The 21,094-nt window shown below is 47.7% G+C and carries 21 protein-coding genes; 17 read left to right on the top strand and 4 right to left on the bottom strand.

Annotated features, from left to right (window positions below):
* Window positions 1–96: 96 nt before the first annotated feature.
* The 7 genes from BUA17_RS20805 to BUA17_RS20775 all read left to right on the top strand — a co-directional run bounded on the left by BUA17_RS20805 (window position 97) and on the right by BUA17_RS20775 (window position 8,114).
* Window positions 97–2,469 (top strand): heavy metal translocating P-type ATPase, encoded by a 2,373-nt coding sequence (locus tag BUA17_RS20805; protein ID WP_072734866.1) that lies wholly within the window; start codon window positions 97–99, stop codon window positions 2,467–2,469.
* 100 nt (window positions 2,470–2,569) lie between these two features.
* On the top strand, window positions 2,570–2,929 hold the full coding sequence (locus BUA17_RS20800) for an SdpI family protein (protein ID WP_161490650.1): 360 nt from the start codon (window positions 2,570–2,572) through the stop codon (window positions 2,927–2,929).
* A 246-nt stretch (window positions 2,930–3,175) separates the two neighbouring features.
* Window positions 3,176–3,616 carry a helix-turn-helix domain-containing protein gene (locus BUA17_RS20795; RefSeq protein ID WP_063567805.1) on the top strand — a complete coding sequence of 147 codons (441 nt, stop codon included), beginning with the start codon at window positions 3,176–3,178 and terminating at the stop codon, window positions 3,614–3,616.
* Window positions 3,617–3,756: 140 nt separating this feature from the next.
* Window positions 3,757–4,974, top strand: coding sequence for an MFS transporter (locus tag BUA17_RS20790; protein ID WP_072734865.1), 1,218 nt, complete (start codon window positions 3,757–3,759; stop codon window positions 4,972–4,974).
* Between the two features lie 19 nt (window positions 4,975–4,993).
* Window positions 4,994–5,416 (top strand): universal stress protein, encoded by a 423-nt coding sequence (locus BUA17_RS20785; RefSeq protein ID WP_072734864.1) that lies wholly within the window; start codon window positions 4,994–4,996, stop codon window positions 5,414–5,416.
* 90 nt (window positions 5,417–5,506) lie between these two features.
* The gene (locus BUA17_RS20780; protein WP_139295706.1) at window positions 5,507–6,931 is read left to right on the top strand and encodes an aldehyde dehydrogenase family protein; all 1,425 of its coding nucleotides are present in this window, start codon (window positions 5,507–5,509) and stop codon (window positions 6,929–6,931) included.
* 367 nt (window positions 6,932–7,298) lie between these two features.
* Window positions 7,299–8,114, top strand: coding sequence for a MerR family transcriptional regulator (locus tag BUA17_RS20775; protein WP_063567809.1), 816 nt, complete (start codon window positions 7,299–7,301; stop codon window positions 8,112–8,114).
* A gap of 153 nt (window positions 8,115–8,267) precedes the next feature.
* Here BUA17_RS20775 and BUA17_RS20770 read toward each other — a convergent pair whose 3' ends face one another.
* Window positions 8,268–8,756, bottom strand: a complete 489-nt coding sequence (locus BUA17_RS20770) for a GAF domain-containing protein (protein WP_063567810.1) — start codon at window positions 8,754–8,756, stop codon at window positions 8,268–8,270.
* Window positions 8,757–8,942: 186 nt separating this feature from the next.
* Between BUA17_RS20770 and BUA17_RS20765 the strand changes: the two genes are divergently transcribed.
* The 5 genes from BUA17_RS20765 to BUA17_RS20745 all read left to right on the top strand — a co-directional run bounded on the left by BUA17_RS20765 (window position 8,943) and on the right by BUA17_RS20745 (window position 12,394).
* The gene (locus BUA17_RS20765) at window positions 8,943–9,239 is read left to right on the top strand and encodes a hypothetical protein (protein ID WP_063567811.1); all 297 of its coding nucleotides are present in this window, start codon (window positions 8,943–8,945) and stop codon (window positions 9,237–9,239) included.
* A gap of 197 nt (window positions 9,240–9,436) precedes the next feature.
* On the top strand, window positions 9,437–10,009 hold the full coding sequence (locus BUA17_RS20760) for a GNAT family N-acetyltransferase (RefSeq protein ID WP_063567812.1): 573 nt from the start codon (window positions 9,437–9,439) through the stop codon (window positions 10,007–10,009).
* Window positions 10,010–10,060: 51 nt separating this feature from the next.
* Window positions 10,061–11,569, top strand: a complete 1,509-nt coding sequence (locus tag BUA17_RS20755) for an MDR family MFS transporter (protein ID WP_079695914.1) — start codon at window positions 10,061–10,063, stop codon at window positions 11,567–11,569.
* A 119-nt stretch (window positions 11,570–11,688) separates the two neighbouring features.
* Window positions 11,689–12,177 (top strand): hypothetical protein, encoded by a 489-nt coding sequence (locus BUA17_RS20750; protein ID WP_072734862.1) that lies wholly within the window; start codon window positions 11,689–11,691, stop codon window positions 12,175–12,177.
* Window positions 12,178–12,208: 31 nt separating this feature from the next.
* Complete coding sequence (locus BUA17_RS20745) at window positions 12,209–12,394, top strand: hypothetical protein (RefSeq protein ID WP_139295705.1); 186 nt, start codon at window positions 12,209–12,211, stop codon at window positions 12,392–12,394.
* 90 nt (window positions 12,395–12,484) lie between these two features.
* On the opposite strand, the gene BUA17_RS20740 is transcribed toward BUA17_RS20745, so the two are convergent.
* Window positions 12,485–12,946, bottom strand: a complete 462-nt coding sequence (locus tag BUA17_RS20740; RefSeq protein ID WP_024632985.1) for a MarR family winged helix-turn-helix transcriptional regulator — start codon at window positions 12,944–12,946, stop codon at window positions 12,485–12,487.
* A gap of 307 nt (window positions 12,947–13,253) precedes the next feature.
* On the opposite strand from BUA17_RS20740, the gene BUA17_RS20735 reads away from it, so the two are divergent.
* Window positions 13,254–14,588, top strand: a complete 1,335-nt coding sequence (locus BUA17_RS20735) for an MFS transporter (RefSeq protein WP_244552199.1) — start codon at window positions 13,254–13,256, stop codon at window positions 14,586–14,588.
* 112 nt (window positions 14,589–14,700) lie between these two features.
* Here the strand turns inward: BUA17_RS20735 and BUA17_RS20730 are convergent, their stop codons facing one another.
* Window positions 14,701–15,009 carry a type II toxin-antitoxin system death-on-curing family toxin gene (locus BUA17_RS20730; protein ID WP_244552198.1) on the bottom strand — a complete coding sequence of 103 codons (309 nt, stop codon included), beginning with the start codon at window positions 15,007–15,009 and terminating at the stop codon, window positions 14,701–14,703.
* A 179-nt stretch (window positions 15,010–15,188) separates the two neighbouring features.
* On the opposite strand from BUA17_RS20730, the gene BUA17_RS20725 reads away from it, so the two are divergent.
* The 3 genes from BUA17_RS20725 (at window position 15,189) to BUA17_RS20715 (ending at window position 17,688) form a co-directional block, all read left to right on the top strand.
* Window positions 15,189–15,920, top strand: a complete 732-nt coding sequence (locus BUA17_RS20725; protein ID WP_072734860.1) for an ABC transporter ATP-binding protein — start codon at window positions 15,189–15,191, stop codon at window positions 15,918–15,920.
* Window positions 15,921–15,939: 19 nt separating this feature from the next.
* A complete protein-coding gene (locus BUA17_RS20720; RefSeq protein WP_072734859.1) occupies window positions 15,940–17,190 on the top strand; it encodes an ABC transporter permease in 1,251 nt (416 codons plus the stop codon).
* A 114-nt stretch (window positions 17,191–17,304) separates the two neighbouring features.
* Window positions 17,305–17,688 carry a hypothetical protein gene (locus BUA17_RS20715; RefSeq protein WP_072734858.1) on the top strand — a complete coding sequence of 128 codons (384 nt, stop codon included), beginning with the start codon at window positions 17,305–17,307 and terminating at the stop codon, window positions 17,686–17,688.
* 175 nt (window positions 17,689–17,863) lie between these two features.
* On the opposite strand, the gene BUA17_RS20710 is transcribed toward BUA17_RS20715, so the two are convergent.
* Complete coding sequence (locus tag BUA17_RS20710; protein WP_072734857.1) at window positions 17,864–19,132, bottom strand: BaiN/RdsA family NAD(P)/FAD-dependent oxidoreductase; 1,269 nt, start codon at window positions 19,130–19,132, stop codon at window positions 17,864–17,866.
* Window positions 19,133–19,301: 169 nt separating this feature from the next.
* Here BUA17_RS20710 and BUA17_RS20705 point away from each other — a divergent pair, with 169 nt between their 5' ends.
* Window positions 19,302–21,023: a two-component system sensor histidine kinase NtrB gene (locus tag BUA17_RS20705; RefSeq protein WP_083584801.1), complete on the top strand. Its 1,722-nt coding sequence runs from the start codon at window positions 19,302–19,304 to the stop codon at window positions 21,021–21,023.
* Window positions 21,024–21,094: the final 71 nt, after the last annotated feature.

The following is a 21,094-nucleotide window of genomic DNA, read 5'->3' as shown; positions in this document are numbered from 1 at the left end:
TTAACAAAACATATGAATGATTGCTCATATATTGATTTTAACGTAAAAATTACGAATAATAATATTGATTTACGTACTGCAAAGGGGAGAGTTCACATGGGAACCGGACAGGAACAGGTGAAAAGGGAACTGCTGCTGGATGGATTGGATTGCGCGAACTGCGCATTGAAGATTGAGAATGGCGTCAAAAAAATTAAAGGCATTTCCGATTGCTCGGTCAATTTTGTGACCAAAACCTTATCCATGCACACCACATCCGATATGGATGAGCAGGTGGTGGAAGAAGCGAAGCGCAAAGTACTTCGGCTGGAGCCGCATATTCGTATTTCGGAAAAAGGTAAATCATCACAAGGCAGTCGTGGTTCTGCTGATTCAATAAACCAAGCTAACGGCAATGTGCACGCACATGCAGGTAGCGGAGCTCACACGCATGAGCATACTCCGAGTAGGCACGATCATGCTGGTCACTCCCATGACCATGACCACGGTCATCATCACGGAGCCCAAGATCACACGCATGATCATGGAAGTCATGCCGGACATGATCACGGTCATGCGGACGGTCACGATCATGACGATGCGCATGCCGGACACTCACATGAACATGGCGCTGGGCAGACAAAGGTGCTGCTTGCACGCCTGGCGGCAGGCTCCATTTTGGTAGCAGCCGCGATCTGGTCTCCGCTGGAAGGCTGGGCACAGCTTGCACTCTATGTTGTCGCTTATCTGATCGCAGGGGGAGATATCGTTCTCCAGGCGTTCAAAAATATTATTCGCGGTCAGGTATTCGATGAATACTTCCTGATGTCCGTGGCTACCATCGGTGCGTTTGCCATTGGCCAATACCCCGAAGGTGTTGCGGTCATGCTCTTCTATCAGCTAGGTGAGCTGTTTCAGGGGCTGGCGGTTAATCGGTCAAGGAAGTCGATCCAGTCGCTTATGGATATTCGCCCGGACTATGCGAATATGCTGATTGGCTCGGGAGAAGAGACCAAGCGAGTGTCGCCGGAAGAAGTACGTATTGGAGATCGCATTTTGGTTAAAGCGGGTGAGCGAGTACCTCTGGACGGGATTGTTAAGGCAGGTCGTTCCATGGTGGACACTTCCGCTCTGACAGGTGAGTCAGTTCCGCGTGAACTGGAACCCGGTAGTGATGTACTGAGTGGTTTCGTGAACAAAAACGGAATGTTAACTATCGAAGTAACAAAAACTTTTGGTGAATCCACGGTATCCAAAATTTTGGACCTAGTGCAGAATGCGAGTAGCCGCAAAGCCAAAACGGAACATTTTATTAGCAAATTCGCCCGTTATTACACGCCGGTTGTCGTCATTCTCGCCGCGTTGATTGCGCTCGTTCCACCATTGGTGCTCAGTGGTGCGACATTTGCCGATTGGATCTATCGTGCACTGGTCTTCCTCGTGATCTCTTGTCCGTGTGCGCTGGTCGTTTCCATTCCGCTTGGTTTTTTCGGCGGTATCGGAGCTGCCTCGCGTAACGGTATTCTCATCAAAGGAAGTAACTACCTTGAAGCCTTGAACGATGTCAAAGTCGTTGTTTTCGATAAAACGGGTACACTAACTAAAGGTGTTTTCAAAGTAACAGCTATTCGCCCTGAAGGTGGGCGTAACGAAGATGAATTGATGGAGCTTGCTGCAATTGCCGAGGCTCATTCCAATCATCCGATTGCTGAATCCATTCGCGCAGCTTGGGCAAAAGATATCCGGACCCAAGGTGTGGATGATTACGATGAGGTTGCAGGGCATGGCATCAAGGTCAGTGTGGATGGACGTGAAGTGCTTGCTGGTAACGCCAAATTGATGGAACAGGCAGGTATCTCCTACACGACTCCACAAACCGTAGGCACAGTGGTGCACGTTGCCGAATCGGGTTCGTATGTCGGTCACCTGATCATTGCCGATGAGGTTAAGGATGATGCAGCGGCAGCCATTCAGGCACTCAAGAAGCTCGGTATTCGCAAAACAGTGATGCTGACAGGGGATGCCAAGGCTGTTGGTGAAGCTGTAGGGCGTGAGCTGGGTGTCGATGAAGTATACGCTGAGCTGCTGCCACAGCATAAAGTCGAACAGCTGGAGCGTCTCGAAGCTGCCAAATCGTCGAAAGAGAAAATGGTGTTTGTCGGGGATGGCATTAACGATACACCGGTTCTGGCACGTGCCGATGTAGGTGTAGCAATGGGGGGACTCGGTTCGGATGCCGCGATTGAGGCGGCAGACGTTGTCATCATGACGGATGAACCATCCAGACTGGCAAGTGCGATCCGAATTGCAAAACGGACACGAACCATTGTTTGGCAAAATATCGGTTTTGCGTTGGGTGTCAAAGCGATCTTCCTACTGCTGGGTGTGTTCGGAATTGCCACCATGTGGGAAGCGGTATTCTCTGATGTAGGGGTGACCGTACTGGCTGTCCTGAACGCCATGCGTGTACTGCGCGTGAAGGACATCTAAGTTTTACGAAACGATCCGGACGGCTCTTCGTATATACGTAGAGCCGTTTTTTTGTTTTAATATCTGTGGTGTATTTTTAATGGAGTTAGGGGAGAACATTGTGGCAGGAGCAGTAGTTGGGATTATATGCGGAGTGTGCTATTTCATTCTGGGATTAATGGTGTACAAAAAGCCGCCGAAAAGGATTAATGGCGTTTATGGTTATCGTACTCCGCGAGCAATGAGTCATCCTGAGTTATGGGAAGAAGCGCAACGTTATAGCGCCAATCTGATGATGCAGTTTGGTGTGATTATTACGGTATTCGGCATAATCGGTTTTTGGCTTACGGATGTACGAGCTTTGGTTCTAAGTCTTGTGGCTATAGGATTCTATACATTCAGGCTGTTTACCAGAGTCGAAGGCCGTTTGAAGCAAATGCAGCGTGTCCAGCAACAGGAACAGAAGGAGCAAGGCGCTTAGAGGCACAATGTGAAATCGCACCTGAACGAAGATCCGCGCGAGCGGATCTTTTTTGCATCTTATAGAGGCGAAGGATAACAGAGATCTGCTTTTAACAACGTGTTGTAAAAATTACCACTGCAATAATTTATTCTTGTTTGAGACATACTACATATTCAAGTCCAAAATCTAACGTTGACGTTAACGTTAATAATATATATAATTATGTACATAACATTATAGACATATTGAAGTGAGGTGAAGGAAATGAGTTTATATAAAATCGATGACGTAGCCAAGGAATGTGGTTTGACCAAGCGTACCATTCGGTATTACGAAGAGATCGGTGTTATGCCTTCACCTCAGCGGACGGACGGTGGCACACGATTATACACCCGGGAAGATATCGATTATCTCAAAAAGGTGGTTCGGGCGAAGGAAGTGCTTGGTTTCTCGCTTCAGGAGCTACATACCTATGTGGCAACGGCGGATGCGCTGAACGAACAGCGTTTTGACTACCAACAGACCACTGAGGTGAGAGAACGGATCGAGAAGCTCACCAAGATGGAAACGACGTTGGATGACCAGCTGCAACTGATCGAGCAGAAACTTCAGAGTATTCACGCCGTTCAGGAGGAACTAGAGGAATTACGTGAACGGGTTCAGAACGGCATTCGACGATTAGAAGGGCACGAGAATGAGACATAATTAGTATTTCACGATAAGCACCGGGAGATCCGGTGTCATTTGTGCCGTTTTCTTTCCTATATTTCTGAAAAAAAATGAGCATTTCATTGTTTTTCACAATTTATTTCACAACATAAATCATGAACCAGGAGGAATTACGTATGAAAAGAGAACCCTCATTACCTGACGAATTGCCGTCATCCCGTGGAGGTCTGTTATCCCAGCCCAGAGCAGTATGGGCAGTAGCCTTCGCCTGTATTATCTCCTTTATGGGTCTGGGATTGGTTGACCCGATTCTGCCTGCGATTGCCGATCAGCTGCATGCCTCCAAAAGCCAAGTATCTTTATTGTTTACAAGTTATAACGCGGTTACCGGGGTAGCCATGCTGATTACAGGTGTTGTATCCAGCCGGATTGGTGTGAAGTGGACACTGCTCAGCGGGATTTTGCTGATCATTGTTTTCTCTTTCCTCGGAGGAACCTCTGACACTGTAGGTGCGCTCGTCGGTTACCGTGGTGGTTGGGGACTAGGGAATGCCCTGTTCATCGCAACTGCATTATCCGCTATTGTAGGACTGTCCACTTCGGGGACAGCCAAAGCGATTATTTTATACGAAGCAGCGCTTGGTCTGGGGATTGCCGTTGGTCCATTGCTCGGTGGTGAACTGGGTTCCATCTCATGGCGTGGCCCGTTCTATGGTGTAGCTGTTCTGATGGCGATTGCTTTTATCAGTATTACGTTTATGCTGCCTAAGATGGCCAAACCGAAAACGCGTAGTTCCTTGTCCGATCCGTTCAAAGCTCTGGGTTATCCTTCACTGAAAACATTGGCGATCACAGCCTTCCTGTATAACTTTGGTTTCTTTACCTTGATGGCTTATTCACCTTATGTCATGAATCTGGATGAACACGGACTTGGTTATGTATTCTTCGGTTGGGGTCTGATGCTGGCGATCACGTCTGTCTTTGTCGCACCAAGACTGCAACGTCGATTCGGATCCGTTCCTTCCATGAGCGTTATGCTGACCCTGTTCGCCATTGATCTGCTGGTAATGGCGGTGGGTACGGTAATGGGATCATCCACAACGGTTATTGTGGCCGTTATCGTTGCCGGGATTTTCCTCGGGATCAACAACACGTTAATTACAACGGCAGTTATGGAAGCTGCCCCAGTGGAACGTTCTGTGGCCTCGGCTGCATACAGCTTTGTCCGGTTCCTTGGAGGTGCGCTGGCACCTTGGCTTGCTGGTAAATTGTCCGAGTGGTTCCTACCGGAGACACCGTTTTATTTTGGCGCATTGATGGTTCTGATCGGGGTCGTTGTGCTTCTGGTACGCCGCAGACATCTGCGCGATATCGATGCTGCCATTACGCATTAATGAACAGGAGGAATGGAAAATGCTGAAACGAATATTGGTTGCTGTCGATGGGTCGGATCATGCACACAAGGCTTTGGAGCAAGCCGTTGTTCTGGCAGAAAGTATGAAACAACCGGCTTCCTTGATGATCGTGCACGTTAATCCTTCGATCTCGCTGAATGAGCCCGCACTGGGTGTGGATCTGGAAGCACGGATCGCAGAAGAAGGACAGCATATTATACAACCTGTTAATGAATTGTTAGCTGCGCGTTCTGTTCATTATGAAACGTTGCTGATAGCTGGTGATCCCGTGAATGAGATCTGCCGTGTAGCGAAGGATAGAGACTGTGATCTCATTGTGATGGGGACGGCGGGGAAAAGCATGCTCGCTGAGATCGTCGTGGGCAGTGTCAGCCACGGAGTTTTGAAACATGCAGCATGTCCCGTAATGACTGTGAAATAGTGGTATGACTTTCTTGTGTTGATGATGCTAAAGTGGTGTATAAATAGGTATGGGATAACTTTGCGTTAAACATGAATGGAGGATACAACTATGAAAAAACAACATCTGTTCATCGGGGGCAAGCCCACCGAATCAGTAGACTATATAGCACTTCAGGCACCATACTCGAAAGAAACACTGGCAGACGTATCCTCGGCGACAGCTGAGGAAGTGGAAGCGGCGATTGCCGCCGCAGTTCAGGCGGGCAAAGAGATGCGCAGAATGCCTGCCCATCAGCGTGCAGACATCCTTTACAAGCTGTCCACCCTGCTGGAAGAACGGAAGGAAGAAGCAGCACGGATCATTGCGCTGGAGGCAGCAAAGCCGATTACTGCGGCACTTGCCGAGGTTGACCGTACGGTGGAAACGTATCGTTTCGCCGCAGAGGAAGCTAAGCGGCTCACCGGAGAGACGGTTCCCATGGACGCAGCCAAAGGCGGTGAAGGACGCGTAGGCTACACGATGCGGCAGCCTTTGGGTGTTATTGGAGCCATTACGCCGTTTAATTTTCCGATGAACCTGGTGGCTCACAAAGTAGGACCGGCACTGGCAGCAGGCAATACGATTGTGTTGAAACCTGCGGAGCAGACACCGCTGTCTTCGTATTATATTGCCAATTTGCTTCAGGAAGCGGGATTACCGGATGGCGCATTGAATGTAGTGAGCGGTGACGGTAAAACGATTGGTGATGTGCTTGTAGAACATCCTGACGTGGCCCATATTACGTTTACAGGCAGCCCGGCTGTAGGCACCAGTATTCGCAGCAAAGCCGGACTGAAACGCGTCACATTGGAGCTAGGGTCCAATGCAGCTGTCATTATTGACGCGGATGCCAATTTGGACAAGGTGGTACCGAGATGTGTGACCGGAGCTTTTACTTACCAAGGTCAGGTATGTATCTCGCTGCAGCGGATTTATGTGCATAGCGCTATCGCGGATGAGTTCATTCGTCGTTTTGCTGAAGCAGCCCAAAAAGTCGTAGTTGGAGACCCGTTGAATCCGGATACCGTTGTGTCTGCGCTCATCACATCCAAAGATGTACAGCGTACGCTGGATTGGATTGATGAAGCGAAGCAGGCAGGTGCTGAGGTGGCAACAGGCGGCGAAGCCGAGGGCGGCGTATTGCGTCCAACCGTGCTTGTTAACGTTCCGCATGATGCCAAGGTGTCTTGTCAGGAGGTCTTTGCCCCGATCGTTGTCATTAATACAGTGGATTCGGTTGAAGAAGGCATCGAGCAAGTGAATGATTCCATCTACGGGCTTCAGGCGGGTGTGTTTACCAATGATATTCATACTGCATTGCATGCAGCGGACCACATCGAAGCAGGCGGCGTGATGATTAACGATATTCCCACTTTCCGTGTGGATCATATGCCTTATGGTGGTGTGAAGCAGAGCGGGATGGGACGTGAAGGTGTTAAATATGCTGTAGAGGAAATGACGGAATTGAAGTTTGTCATGTTTAACAAGAATTAAATATCCACTCCTAGGACGAGCGGGATTCTAGATAAAATAGAACAAGATGATCCTGTACCCGAGTTAGGGGTGCGGGATTTTTTTCTTTTCTACATTCAGCCCTTACCGTAAAAAAATACATAGCCTTTCTTTATTAACCCCGGGTTCACATCTGATGAGAAGGGTATAAATACTTATCATACCGCAAATGTACCAATTAGATGCCGTTCATATCACCGAAGCATTGTGTATCCATCCTGGGAAATGAACGGATTACTGGGGTACAGAATTGTTGGAAGTTTTATAATATCTCACTTAAATTTAAATAAAATGCAGTATGAACAAGCCTGAACCTAGGAGTTACAGGCCAGACAGGAGGTGTATTCAAATGGCATATTCCATGGTTGATGTATCCGGGATGTCCGGTGTAAGTCTGAGTGAATTGGGACAGTATGCGGAGACAGGTCTGCTGAATCCAGCCTTCGTTGGTCAAGACGAGGATATCTACTATGAGAAGCCGGAGCTGCTGAGACTACAGCAGATTCTGTTCTGTAAAGAAGTAGGCATGGAGGAGGAAGAGATCGGCCCCATGCTCAGGGATACTCCCCGTGACATGATCCGTATTATGCAGCAGCATCGGCTCGAGATGCTGGAGAAGGCACTTCATCTGCACGGAATGATTCAAACACTGGATAAAACCATCTCCTACTTACGTGGAGAGCAGGAACTGGATGAGTACGAACTGTACGCTGGGTTTTCCAACAAGGGGCGTCACCAGCTTCTAAATGAACCGACCTCTGACCAAGCGTCAAAAAATGACTATTCTGAACGGATGCAGACAGAGGACAGTCAGAAGTACAACGCCAATTCACCGGAGCAATCCACAATGCCTGATGGGCAGGAGATGAAGTCGAAGGAAGATTTTCTCGATTCACAGGCGAAGATTGACCGGATTCACTTGGACTTGCAGGGCGCTATTGAGGATGGGTTAGAACCCGGCAGCTCGGAAGTACAGCAGATTATTGGAAGACACCTGGATTGGATCAAGGATTATTACACCCCAACAGCAGAGATTTACCGGGATTTGGCCAATCTGTACGTCGAGCACAAAAATTTTCGTCAGATGTATGATGGCTACCACCCCAAGCTGGCCGAGTTTTTGCGAGATGGGATGATGATTAAAGCGGAACAGGATTTATCCTAGATGCATAAAGTATCTTGGGCGAGCAGAACATGGGTGTGAAGAAAAATAACTAACAAAGAGCGCAGATCCTCTAGGAGGATGGCGCTCTTTGTTATTGCATATCATCGTAAGGTCGATAAACCCTCCATCGGCTTAAGATGGTATTTCAGGCAGTTAGGATAATTCCAGCTGCTCTGTAATTAGGCTTACCGCCTTTTCCAGGAAGACGCGGTCTTCATCGTCAAAACGGTTTTTGATCGGGCTGTCGATGTCGAGCACCCCGTACAATTCGCCGTTTTTGATAATGGGTACAACGATTTCACTGTTCGATGCGGCATCACAGGCGATATGGCCTGGAAAGGCATGAACATCTTCAACGACCATTGTACGCCGTTCCGCAGCAGAAGTGCCGCATACACCGCGTCCAAGTGGAATACGGATGCAGGCAGGCAGTCCCTGGAATGGACCGAGTACAAGTTCTTTTCCATCATACAGATAGAATCCGACCCAATTGGTGTCGGTCATAAATACATTGAGCAACGCCGCAGCGTTTGCCAGATTGGCAATAGCGCTAGGTTCATCGCGGATCAGAGCACTTAACTGTCCCAGGACGGCGGTTTGCTGCTCGCTTCGTGTTCCTTCATAAGAAACAGCTTGAAACATGATGAATCACCCTCCCGAGCAAAAATGGTACTTATTTTCAAGATAGTGCAGAGCCTGCGGTTAGTCAAGCGGAGGATTTCGGAAAGGGCAGGTCAGGCATGAATATTCCTCCTGTTTCTCATCTTCCTGGGTGGGGTAAATACTTAGCAACCACGGCGGGCTACAACCCGGGAAGGAGCTTGGCTTATGCATGCAGAGGTACAGAATCTTTTTGTACGAATTCATCTTCTATATTTAGCTCAAAATCAGGATTTAACTGTTAGCGACGCATTGCCTCTATTGGAAGAACGGGGGTATCGCGTTGGAGAACGGGAGATCAAGCAGGAACTTGAGCATCTGACACAGGAAAACTTCCTGACCGCCCATGGAGATCAATGGAGCCTTACCGGGACTGGCATTGAGGAGTTTAAGGAAATCATAGCCGTGTTCGGCCGGGTTAGTGAGGAATTGCTGGGGACGGGCAAGAAGACGTCTACAGCCTGAAATTAAATTTGGATAAGGTATCCCGAAATAGGATGCAAACTTGAGTTGATCCATACGTACAACAAGACCGGGAGCGGAAGTAGCCCGGTTTTTTGACGTGATAATGATGACTGAACAGTTGCCATTCGGTGCAGGTTATGGTTAGATGGCTATTGAATATGAGGTCTGTGAGATAGATCGGATCGGAGAGTCTTTTCATGTACAAATGCAAAGGGAGAATTCCCGAATTAGAGACAGGGCGGTTGCGTCTGCGCAAAATGCGCCGCCGAGATGCTGCCCAGATGTTCGCTTGCTGGTCAGACCGGGAAGTGACCCGTTATATGAATTTGGCGCCCATGATCGGGACAAGTGAGGCTGCGGATATGATTGGGCTGTTGAACCATATGGCAGGAGAAGAGGAGGCGATTCGCTGGGGTATTGAGCTCAAGGAGACGGGCCAGCTCATCGGAAGTTGCGGATATAACACTTGGCAACTTGAAGGCGCATTCCGTGGGGAGATCGGTTATGAACTGGGGCGCGACTACTGGCGTCACGGTTATATGACGGAAGCATTTTCGGTTATGTTACCGTTTGGGTATGAAACGATGGGTCTCAATCGGATTGAAGCGCTGGTTGATCCGCGCAATGTGGCTTCGGGAGAGTTTTTGACGAACCGCGGTTTCACGAGGGAAGGCCTGCTGCGACAGGTGCAGCATACATCTACCGGATATAAGGATATGGTGATGTATTCCCTGTTGTACGATGAGTTTTTGCGTAAGAGAGATAAATAGAGATTAGAACGACTTGAAGAGAGAAGGGTTTGTGTGAATACAACCGGAGGTTTGAACCGCAGTTTCATCCTGGCGGGATTGCTGCTGGCGACTTTTTTGTCTGCAATTGAAGGTACAGTCATTGGTCCGGCAGGGCCAACCATTGTCAGTGAGCTGGGAAGTGTGCAGCTGTTGAGCTGGATTTTCACTGCTTATCTGTTGACGATGGCTGTGAGCACGCCGATTTTTGGCAAAATCAGTGATCTATACGGACGAAAGCCAGTATTCCTGATTGGCTGTGCCTTATTCTTACTAGGCTCGCTTCTGTGCTGCCTTTCGCAGAACATGGAGCAACTGATTATTTTTCGTGCGATTCAAGGGATTGGCGCAGGTGCGGTTGTGCCTGTTACGTTTACGATTATTGGTGACATCTACCGCCTTGAAGAACGGGGCAAAATACAGGGCTGGATCAGCTCCGTGTGGGGCATTTCATCTCTGGCCGGACCGCTGCTTGGCGGGTATTTCGTAGACAATCTGGGCTGGCAGTGGATCTTTGGATTTAATTTGCCGTTCGGACTGCTGGCGATGTGGTTTGTGTTCCGTTATTTGAAGGAAGAAATGTCTCCGCGTACCGCGAAAATTGACTATATGGGTGCGTTGACCTTTACCGTTGGTATTACAGCATTGCTCTTTGTATTGTCCGCGGGTGGACAGTATTATGCCTGGAGTTCTCCTATTATTGTGGGACTGAGTATCGTAGCTGTTTTGTTTATGATTTTATTTTTTGTGGTGGAAAAAAGAGCCCAGGCCCCAATGGTACCTCTTCATCTATTCCGTATTCGGGACATCCGGGTGGCGAATATCGCCGGACTACTGACCAGTACCCTGATGATTGGCCTAACCAGTTATTTGCCACTATGGGTGCAGGGGGTTCGGGGCGGTAACGCGACTGAATCAGGATTGCTGCTTGCACCGATGTCTGTTGGCTGGCTGATTGGTAGTGTACTTGCTGGCCGTCTGCTAATGAAAATTGGATCACGCTTAACAGCGGTGATTGGATTAACCGGGATTGCCATTGGATCGGGTGGACTCTTCTTGGTCGGTGGAACATCACCCCAAGCCGTACTGTTTATTTTGACCTTTATTTACGGACTCGGCTTCGGATTTGCTTTTACAATATTCACGATCATTTCACAGTCGTCGGTTGGGTATAAAGAACGTGGATCTTCCACGGCCTTACATACCTTTATGCGTACGCTTGGACAAACCATTGGTGCAGCAGCCTTCGGCACATGGTTAAATTACCGAATTTCAACGTTGTCGAGCGAACAGCATCTGGCAGAGGCGGGGATTTCGGATGGGGACCTGAATCAACTGCTTGCTCCGCATACGGATGCCGCTCTATCGGATGACAAATGGGCGCTACTGCGTAACGTGTTGGAAGGAAGTCTGCATTCCTTGTTTGTCATCATGTTTGTCATTGCCATTATCTCATGGGTGACGACACTGGCCTTGCGCAAACGGCTAATCGTTCCCGAAGATGCAGATACTCCGCCACAAGCACAAGCTTCAGCGAAGTAAACGAAGTGAAAAGAAAATTCATTGGATTAGGGCAGCTGTTTCTTGGCTGCTTTTTTGTTTATTATTTTCTAGAAGGGATTATCTATAATTTACAATAATGGAATGGGAGGCGAGTTAAGATGAGTAAGCAATCGCTGCAATCATTCTGGTTAATATCCTTTTCAATCAAGCTTCTGGCAGTCATTATGACTTGCATTTCGCTCTCAATTGTTGTCGGACTCATGAAATATGTTCCCTTGGCAGAACGAGCGGAACATACATATTACTATCCCTTCTGGTATACATTGATCATAAGCATTCTTATCAACTTGGCTCTTCTTTTGTTTCTGATCCTGCCTTTATCATTATTTGTGGACCAAGTGCTTGCTTCTCTGAAAATGAACAGACCTATATCCAAGGTAATAAGTACAATCATAGCTTATTTTCTTCTTGGTGTAGGTAGTGCGCTGTTGTTCTCCATCTTTGTGTACAGAATGCATGCCTTTCAGTATGCTGGCCCTTATCAATACGTAGTAACAACAACGTTTGTTTTTTTACTGTGGCAATCAGGTCTGGGATGGATCTTGAAAAAAATTCGTAAGCAGAAGCAGCAGACCAGCACAGGATAATATAGATATCTCATTTGGAGTAGGGGTGAGAATGATGTTTCCCAATAATCTGAATTCGTCCAAGGAAGATGAAGCCAAAAGCAAGTACGAAGAGACTCAGAGGGAGATTGAGGGTCACAGCCGCTCAGGTCTGTCCAGTTACATTGTCGATTTGCTGATTGCAGGTGGATTGGTTGTCGCTGTCCTCACGGTGTTGATGTGGATTCTGTACCTTTGATTTGATTAATAAACAAATTCGAATAACCGGTACCGCCTATTAAGGCGAACCGGTTATTTTTAGTTTGGATCAGGTGATACGGGGCTGGCCTTAACCGTTTGCGGATAAACGATCCGCACCGAGTGCAAGCCTTTCCAACAGCTCAGAGAGCAATGTCTTATCATCTTCGCTCAGACCGCTGACAGCACGATCTATTTTGTGTGCGTAGCCTGGATAGATCTCATCCATCGTACGCTGGCCTTCTTCGGTCAATTCTACGAAAATGATGCGTCTGTCCTGCGGACAGTGTTTTCGATGTAAAAGTCCCTTTTGCTCCAGCTTGTCAATGACATAAGTGACATTCCCGCTTTGCAGCAGAAGCTGTGCACCGACTTGTTGAATGGGCTGTGCTCCTTTCATATATAACACTTCGAGCACCCCGTAAGCGGTGGGGTTGAAGCCATGCACTTTGCTTCCGGATACAGCGTGTTCATTCACGCTCTTAAATGTCTGGGCCAAGGTGCGGTACAGATGAAGAGAACGTTCGGTTCCGATTTCCTGTAATTCCAGCATACTGATCCCGCCTTTTCAGATTTATTGGAGTTGATGAATTTACATTTGACGATTCAAAGGTTCGCCATATTTCTATTGTAAGCATCTGTTTGCACGAAAAACATGCGATATGTCACAAGATTTGCATTTTTAGCAATTAAAATTTAATCATTTTTCGTATTGTCAGCATTCATGAGATTTGAAAATAAGTACTGAGAAAATCATCCTGAAGGCGCCGCGTCCTCTCCGTCTCTGGCAGGAGGTTGGAGCTCAGCCTGCTCTCTATAATAAATTCATATCATGAATGGGTTGAGGGCGGAGGAGAAGAATGATGGCAAATGGATTAACGATGCAGGAACGAAGACCCCTGAAGCACAATCGATCTTTTATCACTTTGATGGCTGCGCAGGCTATCTCCAATCTGGGAGACTGGCTGCACCTGCTTGCGATCCTTACGCTGGTGGGCATTCGCTGGAATGCCACGCCATGGGAGATTACATTCACCACGCTCTGTGCAGCATTGCCTGTCTTACTTACAGGTCCATTTGCAGGGGCACTGGCGGACCGGGTCAATCGCAAGTGGCTGATGATCGGCGCAGACGGTGCGCGAATTGTGATCGTTGGAGGGCTCATTTTTGCGGATCAAATCTGGCATGTGTATGTATTGCTTATTCTCAAGTCTTTATTCGATGTGGTGTTCTCACCGGCCAAGAACGGCAAGCTTAAGGAGATTGTGCCGCATGAGCAATTGGGGCAGGCGGTGTCCATCAGCTCGGTGATTGAACAGATGTCCAAAATTATCGGTCCGGCTCTTGGCGGGCTGTTGGTTGCCGCTTTTGGGATCACCTGGTGTTTCGTGTTGGATTCCGCGTCCTTTCTGATCTCAGGCATTATTTTGCTATGGATTCCTGGAGCACGAGTGATCCAATCTGTGAATCAGAACGTAGAACATGTAAGGGAAGAGACAGCAGGCGTTGCTCAAGCGGGTAAAAAAGCTATGTTTTTGAAAGATACAATGGAAGGCATCCGCATGCTCGCATCTCTTCCTCATGTGGGTACCTCTTTAGTCCTGCTTGCCTCAGTCCTTCTGTTTCTGCAATTTGCGGATTCCCAGACGGTAGTCCTGTTTAGGCAGCTTCCTGGTATTTCAAGTGATCTGCTCGGATGGTGTGTCGCGGCTAGCGGTGTTGGAACGTTAATTGCAGCGATGAGTGTTCAGAAGTGGAAGAAGGCGGGGCATGTAATCAAGATGGGTCTTGGAACATCATTGATGGGTCTTGTCATTGGTGGAGTAGGCATGATCGTAGGAGTATGGCCGCATGCTGGTCTTGGCGCTAATTTACTGCTGATATCGTTATTTGCCTTGGCAGGTGTGGGGGTTGGGTTTGCCATTGTTCCGTTCCAAATTCTACTTCAGGAGCAAACGCCTGAATCCATGACGGGGCGTGTGTTTGGAACGGTTGGCAGCATCATGACGGCCAGTAACATCATGGGTCCGGTGGTAGGTGGATTTTTGGTGACCTCATTCGGAGTTATTCCGGCTTTTATCAGTTCAGGCATTTTGCTGACGTTGCTTGGCGTGATTTATGTAGCGATTCGTAGGCGAAAAAAGAACGATATGGACGGGAGTCTTACAGCAAACTACATGATTACAGGTGAGTGAAACGAGTATGCAAATATGAGATTTTCACTGTAATATAAAGAAGCAGGGGTTCCGGAACCCCTGCTTCTTTTGTTTATTATAAAATTATGTTACCGCACGACTGAATGGTCCTTTAATATAGTTGCGATGCTTTCAAATGAGTGCTTCCCTCTGCAATATTGACCACGAACTCTACTGCAAATTGACGTTCCATTTGGAGATGGTAACCATTCAACATCAAAAACGATTTGGTCACGAGATAAGCTGTCCTTTTGTTCCCATTTTGAAAGCAGTGATTTTTAACTAAAGACTCTAATAAAGCACTAGTTTTTTCAAATATAGAAGGATAGGCATCTTCTCCAAACAAAGTTTGTTGGGGGCTATTTACAGCAGAGTCCAACAAAGAATAGTTCTTCACTCCAGCTTGTGCTGTGTCATTCATCCTCTTCAAAAACATCAAAAAAAGCTTCCAGTACTTCAGGTCTCACATTTTCAGGTATTTTCACAGTATGATCCAACTTAAGAACAAAAGCTTAAAATGATCAAACAATTCCTCACGAACTCGATTACAATATCAATAAAGAACCCAACAAGCACCTGACAGGACAGGGAGTGAATGATATGGAAATCGAAAACAAAAATACAGCCGCACAGGAGTCCATATTGGACGTACATATTACGGAAGCAGGATATGAGGCGGGTCAATCCACGATCAGGAACATCCGATTACACGTGGCGCCGGGGGAACTGGTGGGTATAATCGGACCGAATGGGGCTGGCAAAAGCACGACCATTAAAACATTGCTTGGCTTACTTGAGCATGCAAAGTATGAAGTAACCATTGGGGGAGATGGACGTTATGCCTATATCCCGGAACAACCTGTGTTTTACGAATATATGACCCTGTGGGAACATCTCGATCTGGCAGCGGCTGCCTATGAGATGGAGGAAGAGGTCTTTGTTGCCAGGGCGGAGGAGATGTTGGTTCGTTTCGGCATGGACCACGTTCGCAATGATCTTCCGGCCAGTTTCTCCAAGGGGATGCGGCAGAAAATGATGCTGATGATCGGCTTCCTGTCCTCGCCGGATGTATATATTGTGGACGAGCCTTTCATCGGGCTGGACCCACGCGCAACCAAGGATTTTCTAAAATTGCTGGACGATGAGCGCCGCCGTGGTGCGGGTGTCCTTATGTCAACGCATGTACTGGATACCGCTGAGCGAATCTGTGATCGTTTTATTCTTATTCATTCCGGGCGCTCTGCTGCCGAAGGAACATTGGACGAAATCCGTGCAGCCGCAGATTTGCCGGATGCCTCGTTGTTTGATTGTTTTGACACACTGACATCCTAACCGGGAAGGGGGGAGGAAGATGGAGACCTCTCGAGCATACACGCCACTTGGTTTATATAGACGCAGACGCAAGGAGCACTTCAATGAACAGTTAAAAAACCTGAAACTGGTAGTAGATTGGACGGTATGGGTATACCTGCTTATTCCGGGTCTGCTGTATTTCAGCGGATGGTACGTGAGTTTATGGTCCAAACCACTGCCCTCATGGGCGACCGGATTAACGCTGCCTACACTGACAGGACTGATCGACGTCATTATGCTTACAGGTGGAATTCTTATATTTGTAGAGGAAGCGGATGTGTTATTCCTGAAGTCGCGGTCGCTGTGGATGCGTACATTGATGAAACAAGGGATCTACCGGGCTTGCTTGCAGCATTTGGGTAAAATGATTGCAATTACGGCGTTGACTTCACCACTATGGTCCCGTGTGTATGACATGTCATTTATCCATATCGCACTAATAGCGATTTGGTTTGGCGCAGTAGCTTCATTCCAGGTCATTGTACTTCATATGACGAAAGTACGTTATACCGGATGGAGACGCTGGATTCGCATGATCCCTTTAGCAGTTGCCATGGGCATTATCACGATTGGAGTAACATCCTGGATGCATGGACACATCTGGATACTGCTTGCAGGTATTGTGGCCGCAATCCTTCTTCTGATTTTGGTTGGCCGATTGAGGCTGGAAATGAAGGGAACCTTTGAGGGCGATGTGCGTGAAGATTTACGAGAAAGGCTAAAGTTCACAGCCCTTTTACTGAGTCGATCTGTAACCAAACCGAAAGCACCACGCACCCGGACGATCATATTCCGCAAGCAGCGTAAGTTGCTGCGTCATCGAACGATCTCTAATCGGACAGCTGAGACGGCATTCAAAGCATTTTTTCGTAACTCCTCAACCATGAAATTGTACTTGCAGCTTGGCGGCCTTTCGATTGCTGCCGTTGCTTTACCACCTTTCCCGGTCAATGTAATCGTGTGTGGCTTGTTGGTCATCATGTTGAGCGTACTTTTTTATCGCTCTTGGGAGGTCTTTGCAACCTCGGAGTACGTTCAGCTTGTATCCTATGATTCCGAGGCGTTAAATCGTGCAGGTGTGACCATGGTACGGATGTTGTTCGTTCCGCTAGGGATTCTAATGGGATTTTCACTGGGGGCAGCCTGGCTGGGCTGGCTGGAAGGTATCGTTACGGCTGCGGCTGTCGTGGCATTTGGGCTGTTCGTCCTATCTATAACAGGCTGGATTCGTTACATCCGATCCGCTTAGTTGATATTCTTCCTTGTTCAGTAGCATATCAGATGAAGTAACTGACCATGCTATAGGAGACGGGTCTTACGATTTTGAAAGTAAGAGATCGGCTCTCGCAAGGAGGAAAAAATCATGTTGGATGATAGTGAACTTCAGGTACATTTTGCAGACAATGCAGCGTTGCTCGCGGCGCATGCAACTTTGGAGGAACTTGGGTATAAGCCATACCAGTCAGGGCCGCTTGAATTGTACATTCCTACAGATCGACAGGATACGCTATCTGCTGTGGAAATCGTACAGTCACACGGAGGAAGTGCGGTGTTTCTCTCCGAAACAGATGGATTGGATCAGTTTCAGAATATATCCATTCCGGCTCATCTCGTGAATGAAGATTGGAATGAAGGTTATGCGAGCGGAACCCAGGGGGGCAATTCCGAACAGGAGATCTCTAACCGGGATGAAGATCCGACATTCGATGATTCAGTGGATGGTTTCTCGGGCAGTGTGAAGGCGTAAATACAACAGGGGCAACGATGCTGCTTGCCTTGTTGGTGACAGTGATTCTGGATTGCATACATCTCAAAAAAACCTCGATACCCCGCCGATAGCGGGATGTCGAGGTTTTTTCATGCTCTTAATAAACTTACGTGATGTGGCCCCTAACTCTGTCCATCAACATCCTATGTTCAAGTCATGAGCGAGCGTTTTTATACTCTGCAGCATGCATGCCAGCCGTGTACCCCGTAGAGAAGGCAGCGGTAATATTATAGCCTCCCGTGTAGCCGTGAATATCCAAAACTTCACCGCAAAAGAATAGTCCCGGCAGCAGCTTGGATTCCATTGTTTTGGGGTATATTTCCTTTAAGTGGATTCCCCCACCAGTCACAAAGGCTTCTTTGAGAGAACGAGTTCCGTCTACGCGGAAGGTGAAATCTTTCATTAACCCCACTAATGCACTTAACATGCCTTTGGGGAAATGGTGAAATGTGAGGTCTTCGCTGATCTCTGCACGCTTCATCATCAATGGAATCATGCGCTCAGGAACCCATGTTTTGAGTATGTTTTTGACGGCCTTTCGGGATTCCTGCTCCAGCACCTGCTGAACCTGGGCTTCCAGAGCACCGGGGGACAGATCGGGGAACAGATCAATACTCATCGTGACCTGAGGGTTCCCAGATTTCATTTGCACCTTGCGAATGAACTGGCTGCAACGAAGCGCGATCGGTCCTGATACGCCGAAATGGGTGAAGATCATATCTCCGCGATGGGAGATAACCGATTTGCCTTTGGCATCTAGAACAGATAACCCGACATCTCGCAAGGACAAGCCTTGCAGTTCTTTGGATTGAATCCAGCTCTCGCCAGATACAATCGGTACTTCCGTCGGATACAGCTCTGTAATCGTATGTCCAGCCCCTTCAGCCCAAGGGTAGCCATCCCCGGTTGATCCGGTTTGAGGAACTGATTTACCCCCGGTAGCGATAATAACAGAGCGTGCAAGTATCGTTGTACCAGAAGCTAGCTTCACGCCCTGCACGTGTTGACCGTTCTGAATTAATTCCTTAACCGGCTGTTTGGTGCGAATCTCTACCCCAAGGGAAACAATTTTACCAACCAACGCATCAACGACCGTTTTGGCTTTATCGGTTACCGGGAACATTCTCCCGTTATCTTCCTCTTTCAGGGCAATACCGAGATTTTCAAAAAACCGCATAATTCCCTGATTGTCCAGATTCTGAAATGAACTATATAAAAAGCGTCCATTGCCCGGAATATGCCGGATTAGTTCATCCGTCTCCTTGGCATTGGTCACATTGCAGCGACCGCCGCCAGAGATCCCGAGTTTACGGCCGAGTTGATCTCCTTTATCCAGCAGAAGCACCGAGGCTCCATGCTCGGCAGCGGCAACACAGGCCATGAGGCCCGCAGATCCACCGCCAATTACAATGACATCATACATGCATTATTACCCTCTTTTTTCATTGATTTTGTCTGTTTTCCGAAAACCCTGTCTACTCCTGCCTGTTTATGAAACAATACAAATGTATTAGCAGTTCTATTATGCAGTCTTAAGGGATATATTGTAATATACTGTCGCCTATGTTTTAATCAGAAATACATGAGGGAATGTGCAGGCAGAGGAGGGAGATGGCATTGTGGTTGCGTTGAAGGACATTCTTTTACAAATACTGCTTGCAGGAGCTGCGGTATTCCTGATTCCATTATTGCACTTGGGGCTCTCCAAGCAAGCGGTCGCCAAGGCAGGATATCATAGGATGGTACAGACCAGTTTTGCCGCGACCAGTGTGGTGAGCATGTTGCTATGTCTGCTTTTTGCCCACTATGGGAGTCCGGTGTCAGTTCCCATCTCCTTGGGCATTGTGCCCCTGACGCTAGTCATATTGTATTGCAGGCCTCGCATTGGTCTAACGCTGTCTCTTCTCCAGATACTCTTCTATTTTCTCTTTGCGCATCCCTATAATCTGTACGGATTTCTACTTCAAACGGGCATCCTTCTCTATCCTATTGTATGGTTGTCAGCCAAACGATTCAAGCATTATACACGTTCACGCAAAATGGCAACAGTTATCGCCTTAATAACGGCAGAGCTGGTTGTGTCCAGTGTACTGTATATTCCATTGATGGAAAGCCAGCCAACATTCTCAATAGTACAGTGGGTATTGCTAGCGCTGGGATATACCATCGGTGCAGTTATTGCTGGAAGTCTTAGTATGCTCTGGATTGAACAGATGCAACATCACCGGGGGCTTGAGCAACATTTGTCTGAAGTTCATCATAGATACATAGCCGAAACGGAAAAGCTTAACCAAATTCTGAATGCTGTTCCTTTATCCATCGCAACCGTAGATAAGGAAGGGACCGTGCAGTTCGTCAATGATACGATGGAGCAAACGGCGCGGGATCAACTGCCTTGCACAACCACACCAGATTTGATTGGGCAACCAGCGAGTCAGTTTGTCGAACAAGCCCAGGCAGACAAGATGGAGAGCAGTATTCGTAAAGCCATTGTTCATGGAGAAGTGAGTGGGCTAACAGTGCGTTACGGTTCAAACGTGTTCCAATCCCGGACGGTTCCCATCTACGCGTATTCAGCAGAACTGCCAAGAGAGGCTATCGGAGCCATGTTGATCATTCAGGATATTACTGAGCTTGAAATGCTGCGGAGCGAGCTCGATAATGTGGATCGCCTCAGTCTTGTCGGCCAAATGGCCGCAAGTATTACCCATGAAGTACGGAATCCGATGGCGGTTGTGCGTGGTTTTCTTCAATTAATGCAGGAAAAGAGTCCAGAGTCCCTGGATCACTATTACCGGATCGTTCTGGAAGAGCTTGATCGGGCGAATAGCATTATTAATGATTTTCTGTCATTGGCTCAGAATCGAATTGCCGAGAAAGAAGAATCCCAGCTGCATGATATCATCCATGAACTAAGTCCTTTGTTATGGGCGGATGCAAATTTGCGAGGTCAGAGTATTGAATTTATGCTGGCTCACAATGTGCCGAAGCTGCATCTAAATTCAAAGGAAATCAAACAAGTGGTACTTAATCTGGCTCGTAACGGGATGGAAGCCATGAATGAAAAAGGGGTACTTACACTTGAGACCCGGTTGGTGGATGACACCGTGGAGCTGTGTGTGCGAGATACAGGCCCAGGAATACCTAGAGTGAAGCAGGAGAAGCTGTTCGAACCTTTTTTTACGACCAAAGCCAAAGGAACCGGACTGGGATTATCCATGTGTCTGAGTATTATTGAACGGCATAACGGAACCATTACCGTCGAATCGGAGGAAGGGAAGGGTACAACTTTCAAGGTTGCATTTCAACGCTGAACTTTAAGCATGTTTTGCCAAGGAATGAGACATAATATTGAAGGAGAAGCCTTTCCGCAGGCGGTGTTTGA

This window comes from Paenibacillus sp. ov031, from assembly GCF_900143165.1.
Classification (GTDB): Bacteria; Bacillota; Bacilli; order Paenibacillales; family Paenibacillaceae; genus Paenibacillus; species Paenibacillus marchantiae.
This window is presented reverse-complemented; position numbering and strand designations above follow the sequence as displayed.

Coding starts and splice junctions, on each gene's coding strand:
- BUA17_RS20730 (WP_244552198.1), bottom strand. CDS start 15,009: ATGAATGACACAGCACAAGCTGGAGTGAAGAACTATTCTTTGTTGGAC.
- BUA17_RS20805 (WP_072734866.1), top strand. CDS start 97: ATGGGAACCGGACAGGAACAGGTGAAAAGGGAACTGCTGCTGGATGGA.
- BUA17_RS20790 (WP_072734865.1), top strand. CDS start 3,757: ATGAAAAGAGAACCCTCATTACCTGACGAATTGCCGTCATCCCGTGGA.
- BUA17_RS20795 (WP_063567805.1), top strand. CDS start 3,176: ATGAGTTTATATAAAATCGATGACGTAGCCAAGGAATGTGGTTTGACC.
- BUA17_RS20720 (WP_072734859.1), top strand. CDS start 15,940: ATGGAGACCTCTCGAGCATACACGCCACTTGGTTTATATAGACGCAGA.
- BUA17_RS20770 (WP_063567810.1), bottom strand. CDS start 8,756: ATGTTTCAAGCTGTTTCTTATGAAGGAACACGAAGCGAGCAGCAAACC.
- BUA17_RS20710 (WP_072734857.1), bottom strand. CDS start 19,132: ATGTATGATGTCATTGTAATTGGCGGTGGATCTGCGGGCCTCATGGCC.
- BUA17_RS20775 (WP_063567809.1), top strand. CDS start 7,299: ATGGCATATTCCATGGTTGATGTATCCGGGATGTCCGGTGTAAGTCTG.
- BUA17_RS20785 (WP_072734864.1), top strand. CDS start 4,994: ATGCTGAAACGAATATTGGTTGCTGTCGATGGGTCGGATCATGCACAC.
- BUA17_RS20735 (WP_244552199.1), top strand. CDS start 13,254: ATGATGGCAAATGGATTAACGATGCAGGAACGAAGACCCCTGAAGCAC.
- BUA17_RS20760 (WP_063567812.1), top strand. CDS start 9,437: ATGTACAAATGCAAAGGGAGAATTCCCGAATTAGAGACAGGGCGGTTG.
- BUA17_RS20725 (WP_072734860.1), top strand. CDS start 15,189: ATGGAAATCGAAAACAAAAATACAGCCGCACAGGAGTCCATATTGGAC.
- BUA17_RS20740 (WP_024632985.1), bottom strand. CDS start 12,946: ATGCTGGAATTACAGGAAATCGGAACCGAACGTTCTCTTCATCTGTAC.
- BUA17_RS20745 (WP_139295705.1), top strand. CDS start 12,209: ATGATGTTTCCCAATAATCTGAATTCGTCCAAGGAAGATGAAGCCAAA.
- BUA17_RS20780 (WP_139295706.1), top strand. CDS start 5,507: ATGAAAAAACAACATCTGTTCATCGGGGGCAAGCCCACCGAATCAGTA.
- BUA17_RS20750 (WP_072734862.1), top strand. CDS start 11,689: ATGAGTAAGCAATCGCTGCAATCATTCTGGTTAATATCCTTTTCAATC.
- BUA17_RS20715 (WP_072734858.1), top strand. CDS start 17,305: ATGTTGGATGATAGTGAACTTCAGGTACATTTTGCAGACAATGCAGCG.
- BUA17_RS20765 (WP_063567811.1), top strand. CDS start 8,943: ATGCATGCAGAGGTACAGAATCTTTTTGTACGAATTCATCTTCTATAT.